Origin of the sequence: Lichenicoccus sp., assembly GCF_965277665.1 — a bacterium.
Classification (GTDB): Bacteria; Pseudomonadota; Alphaproteobacteria; order Acetobacterales; family Acetobacteraceae; genus Lichenicoccus.
Genome location: NZ_OZ255835.1, coordinates 2,253,309 through 2,268,143 on the forward strand (window position 1 = coordinate 2,253,309; position 14,835 = coordinate 2,268,143).

At 69.4% G+C, this 14,835-nt stretch carries 14 protein-coding genes and 1 other RNA gene; 6 read left to right on the plus strand and 9 right to left on the minus strand.

Features of this window, described 5'->3' with window-relative positions; translation table 11 throughout:
- Positions 1-53: 53 nt before the first annotated feature.
- Both ACQY4O_RS10345 and ACQY4O_RS10350 read left to right on the plus strand, forming a co-directional pair.
- On the plus strand, positions 54-1,079 hold the full coding sequence (locus ACQY4O_RS10345; RefSeq protein ID WP_428376302.1) for a PQQ-binding-like beta-propeller repeat protein: 1,026 nt from the start codon (positions 54-56) through the stop codon (positions 1,077-1,079).
- A 28-nt stretch (positions 1,080-1,107) separates the two neighbouring features.
- Positions 1,108-1,806 carry an NnrU family protein gene (locus ACQY4O_RS10350; protein WP_428376303.1) on the plus strand — a complete coding sequence of 233 codons (699 nt, stop codon included), beginning with the start codon at positions 1,108-1,110 and terminating at the stop codon, positions 1,804-1,806.
- Here ACQY4O_RS10350 and ACQY4O_RS10355 read toward each other — a convergent pair.
- On the minus strand, positions 1,800-2,687 hold the full coding sequence (locus ACQY4O_RS10355) for a LysR family transcriptional regulator (RefSeq protein ID WP_428376304.1): 888 nt from the start codon (positions 2,685-2,687) through the stop codon (positions 1,800-1,802). The genes ACQY4O_RS10350 and ACQY4O_RS10355 overlap by 7 nt on opposite strands.
- A 119-nt stretch (positions 2,688-2,806) precedes the next feature.
- Between ACQY4O_RS10355 and ACQY4O_RS10360 the strand changes: the two genes are divergently transcribed.
- Positions 2,807-3,793 (plus strand): NAD-dependent epimerase/dehydratase family protein, encoded by a 987-nt coding sequence (locus ACQY4O_RS10360; protein ID WP_428376305.1) that lies wholly within the window; start codon positions 2,807-2,809, stop codon positions 3,791-3,793.
- Here ACQY4O_RS10360 and ACQY4O_RS10365 read toward each other — a convergent pair.
- The 4 genes from ACQY4O_RS10365 to ACQY4O_RS10380 all read right to left on the minus strand — a co-directional run bounded on the left by ACQY4O_RS10365 (position 3,763) and on the right by ACQY4O_RS10380 (position 8,267).
- Positions 3,763-4,245: a TspO/MBR family protein gene (locus tag ACQY4O_RS10365; RefSeq protein WP_428376306.1), complete on the minus strand. Its 483-nt coding sequence runs from the start codon at positions 4,243-4,245 to the stop codon at positions 3,763-3,765. The genes ACQY4O_RS10360 and ACQY4O_RS10365 overlap by 31 nt on opposite strands.
- Before the next feature lie 8 nt (positions 4,246-4,253).
- Entirely contained in the window at positions 4,254-6,422 is a 2,169-nt protein-coding gene (gene mdoH / locus ACQY4O_RS10370; RefSeq protein ID WP_428376307.1) for a glucans biosynthesis glucosyltransferase MdoH, read from the minus strand.
- Positions 6,398-7,987 (minus strand): glucan biosynthesis protein, encoded by a 1,590-nt coding sequence (locus ACQY4O_RS10375; RefSeq protein WP_428376308.1) that lies wholly within the window; start codon positions 7,985-7,987, stop codon positions 6,398-6,400. The genes mdoH and ACQY4O_RS10375 overlap by 25 nt, the downstream gene beginning before the upstream one ends.
- A gap of 121 nt (positions 7,988-8,108) precedes the next feature.
- Positions 8,109-8,267, minus strand: a complete 159-nt coding sequence (locus ACQY4O_RS10380) for a hypothetical protein (RefSeq protein ID WP_428376309.1) — start codon at positions 8,265-8,267, stop codon at positions 8,109-8,111.
- A gap of 254 nt (positions 8,268-8,521) precedes the next feature.
- Here ACQY4O_RS10380 and ACQY4O_RS10385 point away from each other — a divergent pair, with 254 nt between their 5' ends.
- A complete protein-coding gene (locus ACQY4O_RS10385) occupies positions 8,522-10,273 on the plus strand; it encodes a hypothetical protein (protein WP_428376310.1) in 1,752 nt (583 codons plus the stop codon).
- A gap of 162 nt (positions 10,274-10,435) precedes the next feature.
- Here the strand turns inward: ACQY4O_RS10385 and ACQY4O_RS10390 are convergent, their stop codons facing one another.
- The 4 genes from ACQY4O_RS10390 to ssrA all read right to left on the minus strand — a co-directional run bounded on the left by ACQY4O_RS10390 (position 10,436) and on the right by ssrA (position 13,597).
- Positions 10,436-10,828, minus strand: a complete 393-nt coding sequence (locus tag ACQY4O_RS10390) for a VOC family protein (RefSeq protein ID WP_428376311.1) — start codon at positions 10,826-10,828, stop codon at positions 10,436-10,438.
- Positions 10,828-12,483 carry a fumarate hydratase gene (locus ACQY4O_RS10395; protein WP_428376312.1) on the minus strand — a complete coding sequence of 552 codons (1,656 nt, stop codon included), beginning with the start codon at positions 12,481-12,483 and terminating at the stop codon, positions 10,828-10,830. The genes ACQY4O_RS10390 and ACQY4O_RS10395 overlap by 1 nt, the downstream gene beginning before the upstream one ends.
- Positions 12,484-12,513: 30 nt before the next feature.
- A complete protein-coding gene (locus tag ACQY4O_RS10400) occupies positions 12,514-13,116 on the minus strand; it encodes an SspB family protein (RefSeq protein WP_428376313.1) in 603 nt (200 codons plus the stop codon).
- Between the two features lie 146 nt (positions 13,117-13,262).
- Positions 13,263-13,597: a transfer-messenger RNA gene (ssrA, locus tag ACQY4O_RS10405) on the minus strand.
- 95 nt (positions 13,598-13,692) lie between these two features.
- Here ssrA and thyX point away from each other — a divergent pair.
- Together thyX and ACQY4O_RS10415 are read left to right on the plus strand one after the other, a co-directional pair.
- Positions 13,693-14,631, plus strand: a complete 939-nt coding sequence (thyX, locus tag ACQY4O_RS10410) for an FAD-dependent thymidylate synthase (protein WP_428376314.1) — start codon at positions 13,693-13,695, stop codon at positions 14,629-14,631.
- Positions 14,628-14,825, plus strand: coding sequence for a hypothetical protein (locus ACQY4O_RS10415; RefSeq protein ID WP_428376315.1), 198 nt, complete (start codon positions 14,628-14,630; stop codon positions 14,823-14,825). Before thyX ends, ACQY4O_RS10415 begins: the two co-directional genes overlap by 4 nt.
- Positions 14,826-14,835 lie beyond the last annotated feature (10 nt).

The following is a 14,835-nucleotide window of genomic DNA, read 5'->3' on the forward strand; positions in this document are numbered from 1 at the left end:
TTTGACAGCACGGCTCATGCTCTGGCCAAGCAGGCGCTGGCAGTGAGTTGCAAATGAACAGAATCCTTCGCGTCGCCACCAGTTGCGTTGCGCTCGCCCTGCTGGCACCCACTCTGCTGGCACCGGGCGCCCGCGCACAGCCGGCGCCGCATCCCGAGCGCCTCGCCTTCGTGCTGAACTCGGCCGACGCCTCGATCAGCGAGATCGACATCGACAGCCGCCAGGAAGTGCGGCGCATCCCGGTGCTGCGCGAGCCGCACCACATGGCGACCACGCCGGACGGCCGCTCGCTGGTGGTCGGCGATACCGCCGGCAACGCGCTGTTCTTCCTCGACCCGGTCACCGGCGCCATGCAGCGACGCATCACCGTCAGCGACCCGTACCAGATCTCGTACAGCCCGGACGGCCGCTGGCTCACAGTCGCCGGCCTCGCCCGCAACCAGGTCGACATCTACGACGCGGCCAGCATGACGCTGGCGCACCGGGTGCCGGCAAAGGCGATGCCTAGCCACATCAACTACGCCCCGGACTCCTCGACCGTCTATGTCAGCCTGCAGGATAGCGGCCGGCTGATGGCGATCGAGACCGCGACCGGCCGGGTGCGGTGGGACAGCAAGGTCGGCTCGACGCCGGCCGGCGTGCTCTGGCACGAAGGGCATGTCCTGGTCGCCAACATGGGCACCGACTTCGTGGCCGTCGTCGATCCCGCGGACGGCCATGTCGAGCGCGAGATCCACATGGCGGCCGGCCCGCACAACCTGTTCATCACGCCCGACCACAAGCGGCTCTACGTGACCTGCCGCGTCTCCGGCACCATCGAGCAGCTCGACTGGAACAGCCTGGACGTGGTGCGCAGCTACCGCCTGCCCGGCGGCCCGGACGATATCGTGTTCGGCCCGGATGGCAGCATGTGGGCGACGCTGCGCTGGCGCCAGCATGTCGCGGTGCTGGATCTCGCCTCGGGCCGCTACACCACGATCGCCACCGGCCGCTCGCCGCACGGGATCTGGCTCAACACCGCGCTGCCCGGGCGGAGGATCAGTATGCTGATAGGTCGTTCCGCAACCCCCATGCGCTAGGCAGGCCGGTACCGGAGGGCACACACGCATGACCACGGGGCTGGACTTGCTCGTGCTGGCGGCGTGCGCCTGGGTCGCGGTGCATGTCGGCATCGCCGGCACCGCCCTGCGCGGCGCGCTGGCCCGGCGCATCGGCGATACCGGCTTCAGGGTGCTGTTCTCGTTGCTGTCGGTGGTTGCGATCGCGGCCCTGGTGATCAGCTATCGCAGCGCCCGCGCTGCGGGGTCGGTCCGGCTCTGGACCATCCCGGACTGGCTGGGCTGGCTGCTGGTCCTGCTGATGGCGCCGGCCTTCGTGTTGCTGATCGGCTCGGCCACCACGCCGAACCCGACTGCCGTCGGCGGCGAGCGGCTGCTCGATCGCGAGCCGCGCGGCCTGCTGCGCATCACCCGCCATCCGATGCTGTGGTCGTTCGCGACCTGGTCTGCGGTGCATGTCGCAGGAAACGGCGACCTAGTATCGCTGCTGTTCTTCGGCGCGTTCGGCGTCACCGCGCTGGCCGGCATGCCCTCGATCGACCGCAAGCTCGCGACCCGCGACCCGGCAGGCTGGGGCCGGCTCGCTTCGGCGACCTCGATCCTGCCGTTCGGCGCCATCCTCGCCGGACGCAACCGGCTGGTGCTGCGCGAGATCGGCTGGATCGCGCCGGTCGCCGGCTTGGCACTCTGGGTAGCGCTGCTGCTGTCGCACCCGTGGCTGTTCGGCGTCTCCCCGCTGCCCTACTGACGCAAGCTTGCCAGCCCCGCCGCCATCGCGTCGAACACCGCGCGGCAGCGCGCACTGGTCTTCAGGTCCTCGTGCATGACGATCCAGAGGCCGAGCTCGATGCACACCGTATCGGCGAGAACGCGCACCAGGTCCGGATCGCGCCGGGCCAATACCACCTGGCACATGCCGATGCCGAACCCGCCGCGCATCGCCGCGAACTGGGCGACGTCGCTGTCCGTCCGCAGCGCAAGGGCACTTCGCCCGAGGCTCGGGAACCTTGCCACGAAGGCGCGCAGCGGCGGCGTCTCGCAATCGAAGCCGATCAGGTCGTGCCCGGCGAGATCCGCCACCGAGGCAGGTGTTCCGCGCCGGTCAAGATAGGCGCGATGGGCGTGCAGCCCGATCTCGATCGGCGGCAGCCGCCGCGCGACCAGCGCGTCCTGGGTGGGCTCGACCATGCGCACGGCGATGTCCGCCTCGCGCCGCAGCAGGTCGTGCACGGCGTTCGACAGAGCCAGCTCGATCACCAGACCGGGATGGCGCTGGCGCAGGCCCGCCAGGATCGGCGGCAGGTGGGCCGCGCCGACCATCTCGCTGGCGCTGACCCGCACGCTGCCGCGCACCTCGCCGTGACGGCCTCCAGCGGTCCGCAGCAAGGCCGCCGCGGTCAGCGCCAGCTGCTCCGCATAGGGCCTCAGATCGACCGCCATCTCGCTCGGGATCAGCCCACGCTGGGAGCGCAGGAACAGATCGCCACCGAGAGCCTGCTCCAGGGCATCGACATGCCGGGCTACGGTCGGCTGCGTCAGTCCGAGCCGGCGCGCGGCCCCCGAGAGCGAGCCCTCCTCGACCACGGCGAGGAAGCTCCGGTAGAGGCCCCAGTCCGGATCCGTGTTCATCTATTTCCGTATAGAGGGCCTACATATCCAGGCAATTCTCTTTTGCATACATTGCCACGATCCTCGGTCTCGCCAGGCAGCCGGCACCAACCGGGGTGCGGCCAAGGCAGGAGGCAGACATGCACGCAGCAACAGTCATTTTCGGCTATGGCCCGGTCGGGCGCCTGGTCACGGCGGCTCTCGTGGCGCGCGGGGATCGCGTCATCGTCGCCCAGCGGAAGCGGCCGGCCGAACTCCCGGTCGGCGCCGACTTCCTCGCGTGCGACATCCTGCAGCCGGACGCAGTGCGGCGCGCGGTTGCCGGCGCCGCGCAGGTCCTGTTTGCGGTCGGCTTCGCCTACGACGCGCGGGTCTGGCGGACCGCCTGGCCCGCCGCGATGACCAATGTCGTCGAGGCGTGTGCCGCGAGCGGCGCGCGGATCGTGTTCATTGACAACCTCTACCAGCTCGGACCTCAGGACCGGCCGCGGCACGAGGACATGCCGCTCAGCAGCCGCGGCGCCAAGCCGCCGGTGCTGGCGGAGGTGACGCGTATCTGGATGCGTGCCCGCGACCGGGTTCGGGTGGCGGCGCTGCGTTGCCCGGATTTCTACGGACCCGACGTCCCGTTGGCGCATCTCGGAGCCACCAGCTTCGGCCGGCTGGCCCGCGGCAAGCCGGCGCTGATGGTCGTGCCGCCGGACATGCCGCACGACTTCGCCTACGTCCCGGACATCGCCCGCGCGGCGGTGACCCTGCTCGATGCGCCCGACGATGCCTTCGGGCAGGTATGGAACATGCCGTGCGCCCGGACCCGCACCTCGCGAGAGATCCTCGCCCTCGGAGCCCAGGCGATCGGCCGGCCGTTGCGGCTGACCCGGGTGCCGTTCCGGCTGCTGCCGCTGTTCGGGATCTTCGTCCGCTTCATGAAGGAGGTGGCCGATGTCGGCTTCACCTGGAACCGGCCCTACATCATCGACGCCCGCAAGTTCGAGCGGCGCTTCTGGTCCGACGTGACCCCGTTCGAGGTCGGCGCCCCGGCGACCGCCAAGTCATTCGCCGCGGCAGCCGCTGTCCCGGCGAAACCCGCTTTGCCTCAGCGGTTGCGGCGCCAGACCTCTTCCTGAAGGAACGATGCGAACACGACCCAGGCGGCAAGCGGCACGCCGGCCCAGGCGGCGCGGCGATCAACGGCCGCTGCCGTGGTCACCGCACCACCTGCGCTTCCCAGCATCGCCACCGTGACCCCGGTTGCCGCACCGAGCCGCTTCTGGCCGAACAGCACCCAGGGGAAGCCGGCGACGCCAAGGACGTTCAGGCCCCAGAAGCCGAGTGCGACGGTGCGCTGCAGGCTTGGAGGTGCGGCCAGCAGGCGGGTGCCGCTATAGGCGAGCAGCCCGTCGAGCCCGGTCCAGACCGCGCCGAATACCGGTCCCGGAGGCGTCGCCGACGGTTTACGCAGCGCCGCATACCAGGCCGCGGTGCGAGGGTGGTCGGGGGTCGGGCTGTAGCGGCGGCCGCTCATCTGGGCGATGGCGACGGCGCTGGACGAGAACAGGCTGGCTGAGACTTTGCGCATGCGGCGGCTTATACCAGCGCCTCCGCCGGGGCGCGATGCAGCGCCAGCAGGCGGTCGAGGCCACCGGCATCGCCCAGCACCGCCGCGCGCTCGCGTGGCGCGAGCCCGGCGAGCGCCGCCACCAGCGTGTCCGCCTCGGCCAGCCTGGCGAGTCCCATCAACAGATCGGCGTCCGGCGCCCCTTCGCCCCGCTGCCTTGGCGGCGGCAGCATCGCGCGATGGGCCGCCAGCAGCGCCGGATCGCGCAGCAGCACCTCAAGCGGATCGGCCGGAGTGCAGCCTTCCAGCTCGCGCGCGAGGGCATTCGCCCGCGCCAGGATCGGCGGTGTCGCGACCTCCTCGGGGATGCGCAGCAAGCCGAGCCGCGCCAGCCCCAGGCCCGGGGCGCGGTCGGCGGTGACGGCAGCCAGCGGCACCGCCAGCACCAGCCCGAGCAGCACCGGCGTCATCCACAGGAACAAGGCCGGTGACACCGTCCAGGCGATCGCGGTGAGGCACACGCCGAACAGCATGTGCTGCCAGTACGCCCGCCACACGTCGCCGAGCGGCACCCGGCCGTCGTCGCGGCGCTGGGCGTTCCAGCCGCTGTCTCGCCCGGCCAGGATCGAGACCACGCCGCCGGTCTGGATCAGCATGGCGATCGGCGCGATCAGCCCGCCGATCAGGGTCTCGAGCAGCAGCGAGACCAGCGCTCGCCACGCGCCGCCGGTGCCGCGCCGGGCCGCCCGGTCGAACAGCAGCGCGATCCAGGCGAGCAGCTTCGGCATCAGCAGGATCGCCATGGTGCCGATGAACACGTATCGCGCCAGCACCGGATCGACCCGCGGCCAGTTCGGGAACAGCGACTTGCCGGCGCCGAAATATTCCGGCCGCACAAAGTGCGACTGCACCGAGATCGCGATGCCGCACAGCAGGAACACCAGCCAGAGCGGCGAGGTCACGTACGAGCCGATGCCCATCATCAGGTGCAGCCGGCTGACCCAGTGCAGCCCGCGCGCCGGCAGCACGCGGGCGTGCTGCAGGTTGCCCTGGCACCAGCGCCGGTCGCGTATGGCGATGTCGGTGAGCGAGGGCGGGCTCTCCTCGTAGGAACCCGGCAACCCGGGCACCATGTGGATCGCCCAGCCGGCGCGGCGCAGCAGCGCCGCCTCGACGAAGTCGTGGCTCAGGATATGGCCGCCGAACGGCTTTCGCCCCGGCAGCGTCGGCAGCCCGGCCTGCTCGGCGAAGGCGCGGGTGCGGATGATGGCGTTGTGGCCCCAGTAGTTGCCCTCCGAGCCGTGCCACCAGGCGATGCCATCGGCGATCATCGGGCCGTACACCCGGCCGGCGAACTGCTGCATGCGGGCGAACAGGGTGGTGCCATTGACGATCACCGGCAGCGTCTGGATCAGCGCCACCCCGGGATGACGCTGCATGGCGCCGGCAAGGCGCACGATGGTGCCCCCATCCATCACGCTGTCGGCGTCCAGCGTCATCATCTGCGGATAGGCCGCCCCGAACCGGCGCACCCAGTCGGCGATGTTGCCGGCCTTGCGCTCGGTGTTGCTGGCGCGCCGGCGGTAGAACACCCGGTCCCCGGCGACGGCGATCCGCCGGCGCAGCCCCAGGAAGGCGGCCTCCTCGGCGATCCAGACATCGGCGTCGGTGGTGTCCGACAGGATGAAGACGTCGAAGGCGTCGAGCCGCCCGGTGGCGTCAAGGCTCTCGATGATCGCCTGCAGGCCGGCCATCACCCGCGCCGGGTTCTCGTTGTAGGTCGGCATCAGCAGCGCCGTCCGCACGGCGAGGTCCGGCAGCGGCCCGTCCCGGGTGATTCCGAGAGCAAGGCCGCCGCCGCGCCCGAGCAGCGCCACGAAGCCCGCGACCGCGCTGGTAAAGGCGAGCGCGATCCAGGCGAACAGCACCACGAACAGCAGCAGCACGACGATGCCGAGCACCGAGGGCCCGGCGCCGTTGAGCACCAGATACATCTCCCGGGCCGCGGCCAGGGTGAGCAGGATCGCGCTGCCGATCACCAGCAACCGTCGCAACCCGATCAGCCGCGGCGCGGTGGCCGGGTGCGGCGGACGGGGCGGCGCGTGGCCGAGCGACTGCGGCTGCATCGCCAGCGGCGCCGCCGGCGGCAGGAACGGCGCCTGGCCTGCCACGGTTAACGTACCCAGCGCGACAGCCACGTTTCGGACAGTGATTCGGTGTCGCTGTTCAGGGTGCAGTGCAGCTCGGCGCTCCTGGCGTCGCCGGGGTCGAACTGGAAGATGATGCGCCAGCCATGGATCTCCGGGTTCGGCTCCACCACGACATTGCGGATCGACCCGGCGCTGCTCCCGGCCTCGGCATGCAGCTTGGCATCCGGCGGCAGCGACTTCAACGCGTCGCCGGTGAAGTCGATCGCAACGATCCGGCCCTTATGATCGTCAGCGGCTCCCGCCCGGGTCTGCGCGACACGGGCACGCTTCGTGGCCCACGGATTGTCCCAGCACCAGTGCATCCGGTAGGTGAAGGCGTATTCGCCGGCGGCGTTCAGCTTCTCCCTGGGGCGCCAGAACGCCACGATGTTGTCGTTGACCTCGTTCGGCGTCGGCAGCTCGACCAGGTCCACCGCGCCCTCGCCCCAGTCGCCGATCGGCTCGATCCACAGGCTGGGGCGGCGCTCGTAGTTCAGCGCCAGGTCCTGGAAGTCGGCCCACGCGCGCTTGCGCTGCATCAGGCCGAAGCCGTGCGGACTGCTCGCATCGAACGCCGAGAATTGCAGGTCCACCGGATTGACCAGCGGACGCCAGAGCTGGTCGCCATGCCCGGTCCACACCGACAGCCCCTCGCTGTCATGCGCCGCCGGCCGCCAGTCATCGACGCGGGAGCGGTCGTTGGCGTCGAAATAGAACATGCCGGTCAGCGGCGCGATGCCGCTCTCATGCAGGTCGTGGCGCGGGTAGAGCGTGCTCTCGACATCGAAGATGGTCTCGTCCCCGGGCCTGATCGAGAACCGGAACGCGCCGGCGAGGCCCGGACTGTCGAGCAGCGCGTGCACCACCACCGACGGGCTGCCGGGTTGCGGCCGCTCCAGCCAGAAGGCGGTGAAGAGCGGGAACTCCTCGCCGCGGTCACTCCCGGTGCCGTTGGCGAAGCCACGCGCCGACAGGCCGTACGCCTGCCCCTTCGCCACCGCGCGGAAATACGACGCACCCTGGAACACGCACAGCTCGTCGAAATAATCCGGCCGGTTCAGCGGCGCGTGGATGCGAAAGCCCGAGAAGCCGATATCCTCGGTGACGCGAAGCGACTGGTCATCGTAGCTGAACAGGTCGGGGTCGTACGGAACACGCTCCGCCCGGCCGCCCGCCACCTCGAAGATGTCGATGCGGGGTCGGTACAGGAAGCCGCGTGGCAGGAATTCGACCTTGAAGGGCAGGTTCAGGCCCTGCCAGAGCGCCCGGCTCTTCTGGGTGCGGATGCCGCGATACTGGTCGAAGTTCAGCGCATCGATCGGCTTCGGCAGCCTGGTATCCGGCGCCTGGTAGGACCGGCGCGCGAGGTCCTGCGCCAGCCGACGTACGGTTGCGGCATCGAACGGCCCGGGCTGCGGATGCGCCGCCTTGGCGGACGCATCGGCGGCGAAAGCGGGCACGGTGCCCAGGGCGCCGGCGAGTGACGCTCCGGCACCTGCTGCGATGATGGTGCGGCGACGAAGCAGAGCGGCGAGCGGAGATGGCGGCAGAGGCGGCAAGCGGACGTCCTTCATCGGAGGCGGGCCGGTGCGCCCGGACCGCGCTGGCGCGAGCGTCGCACCGCCTTATGCCATCACAATGGCCGAAGAATAACGTTTTGCCGGCGAGGCCGGCACCAGGCCGGACGCCACACCGTTAATGCGTGACGTTATCCCCGATCACGCCGTTCGGCAGCGTGCCGGTCAGCGGCGGGTTGCCGTTATGCAGCCGATCGTTCGAGATCTGCCTCGGCGGCGTGTTCGGAGTACACGCGGCAAGCAAGCCGAGGCCAAGCATCAAGGCAACGATCTTCACTGCGGTTCTCCTGTCGGAACCAGTGGTTCCAGTGCAGCCATTCAAAACGACAAGCCGAGGCCGGTCCAGACATGCCGGCCGCCACCGCGCGCGATCGGCCGCCGAACGCCATTTCCATTGGTCCTGTGTCATTATTGCATCATCGGACACGCGGCCGTGAAAGGACGTCTTGATAAATCGACGCCGGTCCGACTACGAAATGTCGACCGGGCTGTTCAATGGCCCATTCACATACGGACACCGTGGATTTCGGTATGCGCAGAAACAACGCCTCGAGAGCCTCCCTGCTGGCCGGCGCTGCGCTGGCCGGCGCCGCGCTCGCGCATGCGGCTCCGAGCCGGGCCGACGATACCGGTGCCCAAATCAGCGCGATCGAGAAGCAGATACGCAACCTGCAGGGCGAGCTCGGCCGCATGAAGCGCAGCCTGGCGAAGCGCGACGCCGATGTGCGCGCAGCCCGCGCGGAAGCCGAGGCCGCGAACCGCCAGGCGATGTCGGTGTCGCAACGCATCACCAACGGCACCGGCCAGCCGCTGGCGCCGCAGCCGCTATCGGCGCCGCCCGGCTACATGCTGGGGCCGGCCGGACCCGGGGGCATTCCGAAATACGGTCCCTACGTCAATGTCGGCGGCGTGCCCACGCCGGTGATCTATCCCGGCCCGAAGCTGAACCGGGGCCAGTTCGAGCTGCTGGGCGTGCGGGTGACGCTCGGCGGCTTCATCACCGCGGACAGCATCATCCGGTCGCGCAACGAGACCCTCGACATCGCCAGCAACTTCAACAACACCATCCCGTACGCGAGCAGCCCGAACTACCACACGCCGGAGTTCCGCGAGTCGAGCCGCGCCAGCCGCGTCTCGCTGCTGGTCGAAGCCGACGCGGACCCCGTGACCAAGCTCACCGCATACTGGGAGGCGGACTTCCAGGGCGCCGGCTCCAGCTCGAACTCGGGCGAGAGCAACAGCTACGTGCTGCGCGAACGCCAGCTCTACGCGCAGATTTCCCGCAACGACTGGGACTTCTACGTGCTCGGCGGGCAGTCCTATTCGCTGCTGACGCAGAACCGCATCGGCATCATACCGCGCCAGGAGAACACGCCGCTCACCATCGATGCCCAGTTCGTGCCCGGCTTCGTCTGGACCCGCAATGTCGGCATCCGCTTCGTCAAGGGCTTCGACGATGACCGGTTCGATCTCGGCCTGTCGTTCGAGAGCCCGCAGGCGAGCTACTTCACCGGCGGCAACGGCACCGGCTCGCTCGACGGCACCGTGGATGCCACCAACACCGGCAGCGGCACGCTGAACCCCGACACCAGCTATTCCGACGATATCGCGCCCGACGTGATCCTGAAGGCGACGGCCGATCCGGGCTTGGGACACTACGAGCTGTACGGGCTTGCCCGCTTCCTGCACGACCGCACCAGCGTGATCGGCAGCGGCGACAACCACACCGTGCTGGCGGGCGGCGGCGGCGGCGACGCGATCGTGCCGCTGGTCCCGGGCAAGCTCGAACTGACCGCCAGCGTCCTGGCCGGCGAAGGCATCGGCCGGTATGGCTCGGCGCAGCTACCGGACGCCACCTTCTCGCGTACCGGGGCGCCCCAGCCGCTGCCGGAGATCATCGCGCTGGCCGGGCTGGTGGCGCACCCGGCCTCCCGGTTCGACCTCTACGCCTATGTCGGCACCGAACAGATCACCCACCGCGAGAGCTACACCGAGGGCAAGAAGGGGTACGGCTACGGCAGTCCGCTGTACAGCAATGTCGGCTGCGACACCGAGCAGCCGATCACCAGCCCGCTTGCGCAACCCTGCACCGCCAACACCTCGGGCGTGGTGCAGGGCACGCTCGGCGCCTGGTGGCGGTTCCTGCGCGGCGACTATGGCACCATGCAGACCGGCATCCAGTATTCCTACACCCGCAAGACCGCGTTCGAAGGCGTCGGCGGCAGCCCCAGCACCGACGACAACATGATCTTTCTCAGCTTCCGCTACCTGCCGTTCCAGTAGAGGCTACTCGCAAACACCTATTGCTGGCGATCCGACGCGCCTTTCCTGCGCTCCGCTGCGGTGCTCGGAAAGTCACGCCGGGCGCGGCCTCAAGCGGCCGCTCTCATCCAGCACCAGGCGTTTTCGAGCAGCCTCCTGGGGGCCAGTAGCGAGTAGATGGATTCAGCCGGCGTAGCAGGAGATTTCGATCAGGTTGCCGTCCGGGTCATGGCAATAGACCGACACCGTGGGGCCTAGCGCGCCCAGGCGCTCGACCGGGCCTTCGGTCACGGTGACGCCGCAGATCTGCAGGTGCTCGATGATGTCCTCGGTGCGTACCGCGGTCACGAAGCACAGGTCCTGGCAGCCCGGAATGGCGTCGTCGGCGGTGATCCAGCCTTCGGTGCCATAGGGCCGCAGGTTGACCTTCTGGCCACCGAACTTCAGCGCGCACCGGTTGTTGCGGCCATACTCCTCGCGCTCCATGCCGAGCACGCGCTGGTACCATGACGCGGTGATCTCGACGTCGCGGCAGGTGATGACGATGTGGTCGAGGCGGTCGACGGTGAAGCGCATCAGGTCAAACCGTCATAGAAATCGTTGCCCTTGTCGTCGATGACGATGAAGGCGGGAAAATTCTCGACCTCGATCCGCCAGACCGCTTCCATGCCGAGCTCGGGATATTCCAGCGTCTCGACGCGGCGGATGCAGTCCTGCGCGAGGCGCGCCGCCGCGCCGCCGACCGAGCCGAGATAGAAGCCGCCGAAGCGCCGGCAGGCCTCCCTGACCGAATTGGAGCGGTTGCCCTTGGCCAGCATGACGAACGAGCCGCCGGCTTCCTGCAGGCTGGCCACGTAGCTGTCCATGCGTCCGGCCGTGGTCGGACCGAACGATCCGGTCGGCATGCCCTCGGGCGTCTTGGCCGGTCCCGCATAATAGACCGGGTGGTCGCGCAGATAGTCCGGCACGCCCTCGCCGCGATCCAGCCGCTCCTTGAACTTGGCGTGCGCGATGTCGCGCGCCACCACGACGGTCCCGGTGAGCGACAGCCGGGTCTTCACCGGATGGCGCGAAAGCTGCGCCCGGATTTCGCGCATCGGCCGGTTGAGATCGACCGCGACCACCTCGCCGCCGAGCGCCGCGTCGGTCGCCTCGGGCAGGTAGTGCGCGGGGTCGGCCTCGAGCTGTTCGAGGAAGATGCCCTGGGGGGTGATCTTGGCCTTGATCTGGCGGTCGGCCGAGCACGACACGCCGATGCCGACCGGCAGGCTGGCGCCGTGCCGCGGCAGCCGGATCACCCGCACGTCGTGGCAGAAATACTTGCCGCCGAACTGCGCGCCGATGCCGAGCCGCTGGGTCAGCCGGTGCACCTCGGCTTCGAGCTCGACATCGCGAAAGGCGTGGCCGAGCTTGCTGCCCTCGCGCGGCAATCCGTCGAGCCACCTGGTCGAGGCGAGCTTGACGGTCTTGAGCGTGAGTTCCGCCGAGGTGCCGCCGATCGCGATCGCCAGGTGGTAGGGCGGGCAGGCCGAGGTGCCCAGCGTGCGTATCTTGGTCCCCAGCCAGTCGAGCAGCTTCGCGGGAGAGGCCAGCAGCGCCCGCGTCTCCTGGAACAGGAAGGTCTTGTTGGCCGAGCCGCCGCCCTTGGCGATGAACATCAGGTGCAGCTCGTCGGCATGATGCTCGCCGGGAGCCGCCGCGATGTCGAACTGCACCGGCAGGTTGTTGCCGGTATTGACCTCGTCGAACATGGTCAGCGGCGCCATCTGCGAGTAGCGCAGGTTGGTCTCGGTATAGGTGCGGTGCACGCCGTACGAGAGCGCCGCCTCCTCGTCGCCCTCGACCCAGACGCGCTGGCCCTTCTTGCCGAACACGATCGCGGTGCCGGTATCCTGGCACATCGGCAGCACGCCGCCGGCGGCGATCGCGGCGTTCTTGAGCAGATCCAGTGCCACGAAACGGTCGTTCGCCGACGCGTCCGGATCATCGAGGATGCGTCGCAGCTGGGCCAGGTGGCCGGGCCGCAGCAGGTGGCTCACGTCGCGGAACGCTTGTGCCGCGAGTTCGGTCAGCGCCTCGGGCTGCACCTGCAGCACGGTGCGGCCGGCCACCTGCATCGTGCAGACGCCGGCGAGGTCGAGCCGGCGCCACGGCGTCGCATCGTCGGCCAGCGGGAACATCGGCGTGTAGGCGAAGTCGCGAGGGGCGCCCCGGGGCGGTATCGCGTTCATCTCATTCACCTGGGCCTCGTCCAGGCCGGTTCAACTGCCGGTCGGGCCGCGCCGCCTGAAGGCATCGAGGCTGACCACCTGCGGGGTCGCGTCCGGCTCCGCTGCCTCGGTGTCCGCGGGTTCGGCCGCCGGCACCAGCGCCGGCTCGGGCTGGCGGTCGGCCGAAGTTGCCGGCTTCGAGCCGGCGTTGACCAATGCCGCCGCGTCGCCAGGCGGGGTGAAGCGCAGCACCATGCGAACCTGCGGATCGGCAAAGCCGGTGATGGCGGTGAACGGGATCACCAGCGTCGAGGGGATGCCGCCGAACGACAGGCCGACGCTCATCACCGCGTCCGCCGCATCCACCTTGAGGTCCCAGAACTGGTGCTGCAGGACGATGGTCATCTCCTGCGGATACTGCGCGCGCAGCCGGTCCGGAATCGCCACGCCGGGGGCCGCGGTCAGGAAGGTGAGGTAGAAATGGTGCTGGCCCGGCAGCCCCTCGTCGCGCGCGAAGGCCAGCGCGTTGACCATGACCTGGCGGTAGGCGTCCTCGACCCAGCGCTCGTACGGCAGCAGGCTCGGCGGCAGCCCCGGATCGTCCTCGCCCCCGGTCGCACCGGCCGGGCCGTCGCCGTCGAATTCGTCGCTCATCGGCCTCTCCGTGGTGGCTACCGCTCCGGGACCTTCATCTGTTGCCATGCCCCCCTTGCGACCACAAGGCCGGTGGTCCCGCCAGGAAAGGGGCCGGGTTCGCAACAGCCCCGGGGTTCGCCGTAGCCTCTCACGACGGCAAGAACAGTGGGGGGGCTTCTGTTGCCCGGTGCCCCCCCGTACCGCGCTTGTCACTTATGCAGCGACAGCGAGCGCCTCGAAGTTATCGTTGGCACCTGTGTTTTAGCCCGATAACGGCGGTACAATGCCGAGCAAAAGATGGGTCTTTACCACGCGTGTCGAGCCTGTGTCGCCCCCATGATCCCCGGCCCGGTTGCCCGATCCCGGAGGTAAGATGGTGGAGGCGCCGGGCACTGCCCCCGGGTCCACAACGATTATTCCACGCACCGTTTATCGCCATAGTCTTGCCCGAAGGCGCAACGGTTCGAATGTAGGCGCGTCCCGTGCAATAGGGAAGGGTTCAACGAACCCCGATTTGCAGCAGCCGCGCAGACCGGCGTGGTGAGGCGCTGCCCCCGATGCTAGACCGGACGCCCCGATGCTAGACCGGACGCCATGACGCCAGACCACGACCTGTCCGCCGACGCCCGCGACGCCACCCAGCCGACGCGCCGGGCGACCGTGCCGGCGCTTGAGGCCATGCTGCAGACGGCGCTGCCGGTGCTCGACCATGGCTTCGTGCGGGTCGTGGACTATATGGGCGACGACGGCGCCATCGTGCAGGCGGCCCGCGTCTCGTACGGGCGCGGCACCCGCAAGGTGAGCGAGGATGCCGGGCTGATCCGCTACCTGATGCGCCACCGGCACTCGACGCCGTTCGAGATGTGCGAGATCAAGTACCATGTGAAGCTGCCGATCTTCGTGGCGCGCCAGTGGATCCGCCACCGGATGGCCAGCGTGAACGAGGTCTCGGCGCGCTACTCCGTGCTGGACCGCGAATTCTACATCCCCGAGCCGCGGCACCTCGCCGCCCAGAGTGTCAGCAACCGCCAGGGCCGCGGATCTGTGCTCGAAGGGGACGCGGCCGCAGCAGTGCTCGACCTGCTGCGCGAGGATGCCGGCCGCTGCCACGACCACTACGAACTGATGCTCGGCGAGGGCGGTTCCCCCGAGGCCCCGGAGGTCGGCTACGGCCTGGCGCGCGAACTGGCACGCATGAACCTGACGCTCAACACCTATACCCAGTGGTACTGGAAGGCCGACCTGCACAATCTGCTCGGCTTCCTGTCGCTGCGACTCGATGCGCACGCGCAGTACGAGATCCGGGTCTATGCGGAGGCGATGCTGCAGACCGTCCGCGCCTGGGTGCCGGTCGCCTGCGCGGCGTTCGAGGAGTACCGGCTCGGCGCCTTTACGTTCTCCGCCTCGATGCTGGCGGTACTGCGGCGCCAGCTCGCCGGCGAGACGGTGGCGCAGCCGCAGAGCGGCCTCAGCCGGCGCGAGTGGGACGAGATGCAGGCCGTGCTGGCCGCGGTCCCGCCGGCGCCCGGGTGAGAGACGATCCGGAACGCCGGCCACCGCCGCCGCTGACCTCCGGGCGGCGGCTGCCGGACTTCACCCCCTGGATCGTGCTTGTGGCACTGCTCGGGCTGATGGCGCTCGGCCTCTATCTGTTCCCGATGGTCAAGTCGTACATGAACTACCAGGACTGCGTCGGCAGCGGGCGGGTCGATTGCGCCAGTCGCTGAGCGCGCGGGA

Excerpts from the sequence above, each read along its gene's own strand:
- ACQY4O_RS10345 (WP_428376302.1), top strand. The coding sequence starts at position 54 with ATGAACAGAATCCTTCGCGTCGCCACCAGTTGCGTTGCGCTCGCCCTG.
- ACQY4O_RS10350 (WP_428376303.1), top strand. The coding sequence starts at position 1,108 with ATGACCACGGGGCTGGACTTGCTCGTGCTGGCGGCGTGCGCCTGGGTC.
- ACQY4O_RS10355 (WP_428376304.1), bottom strand. The coding sequence starts at position 2,687 with ATGAACACGGATCCGGACTGGGGCCTCTACCGGAGCTTCCTCGCCGTG.
- ACQY4O_RS10360 (WP_428376305.1), top strand. The coding sequence starts at position 2,807 with ATGCACGCAGCAACAGTCATTTTCGGCTATGGCCCGGTCGGGCGCCTG.
- ACQY4O_RS10365 (WP_428376306.1), bottom strand. The coding sequence starts at position 4,245 with ATGCGCAAAGTCTCAGCCAGCCTGTTCTCGTCCAGCGCCGTCGCCATC.
- ACQY4O_RS10375 (WP_428376308.1), bottom strand. The coding sequence starts at position 7,987 with ATGAAGGACGTCCGCTTGCCGCCTCTGCCGCCATCTCCGCTCGCCGCT.
- ACQY4O_RS10385 (WP_428376310.1), top strand. The coding sequence starts at position 8,522 with ATGCGCAGAAACAACGCCTCGAGAGCCTCCCTGCTGGCCGGCGCTGCG.
- ACQY4O_RS10390 (WP_428376311.1), bottom strand. The coding sequence starts at position 10,828 with ATGCGCTTCACCGTCGACCGCCTCGACCACATCGTCATCACCTGCCGC.
- ACQY4O_RS10395 (WP_428376312.1), bottom strand. The coding sequence starts at position 12,483 with ATGAACGCGATACCGCCCCGGGGCGCCCCTCGCGACTTCGCCTACACG.
- ACQY4O_RS10400 (WP_428376313.1), bottom strand. The coding sequence starts at position 13,116 with ATGAGCGACGAATTCGACGGCGACGGCCCGGCCGGTGCGACCGGGGGC.
- thyX (WP_428376314.1), top strand. The coding sequence starts at position 13,693 with ATGACGCCAGACCACGACCTGTCCGCCGACGCCCGCGACGCCACCCAG.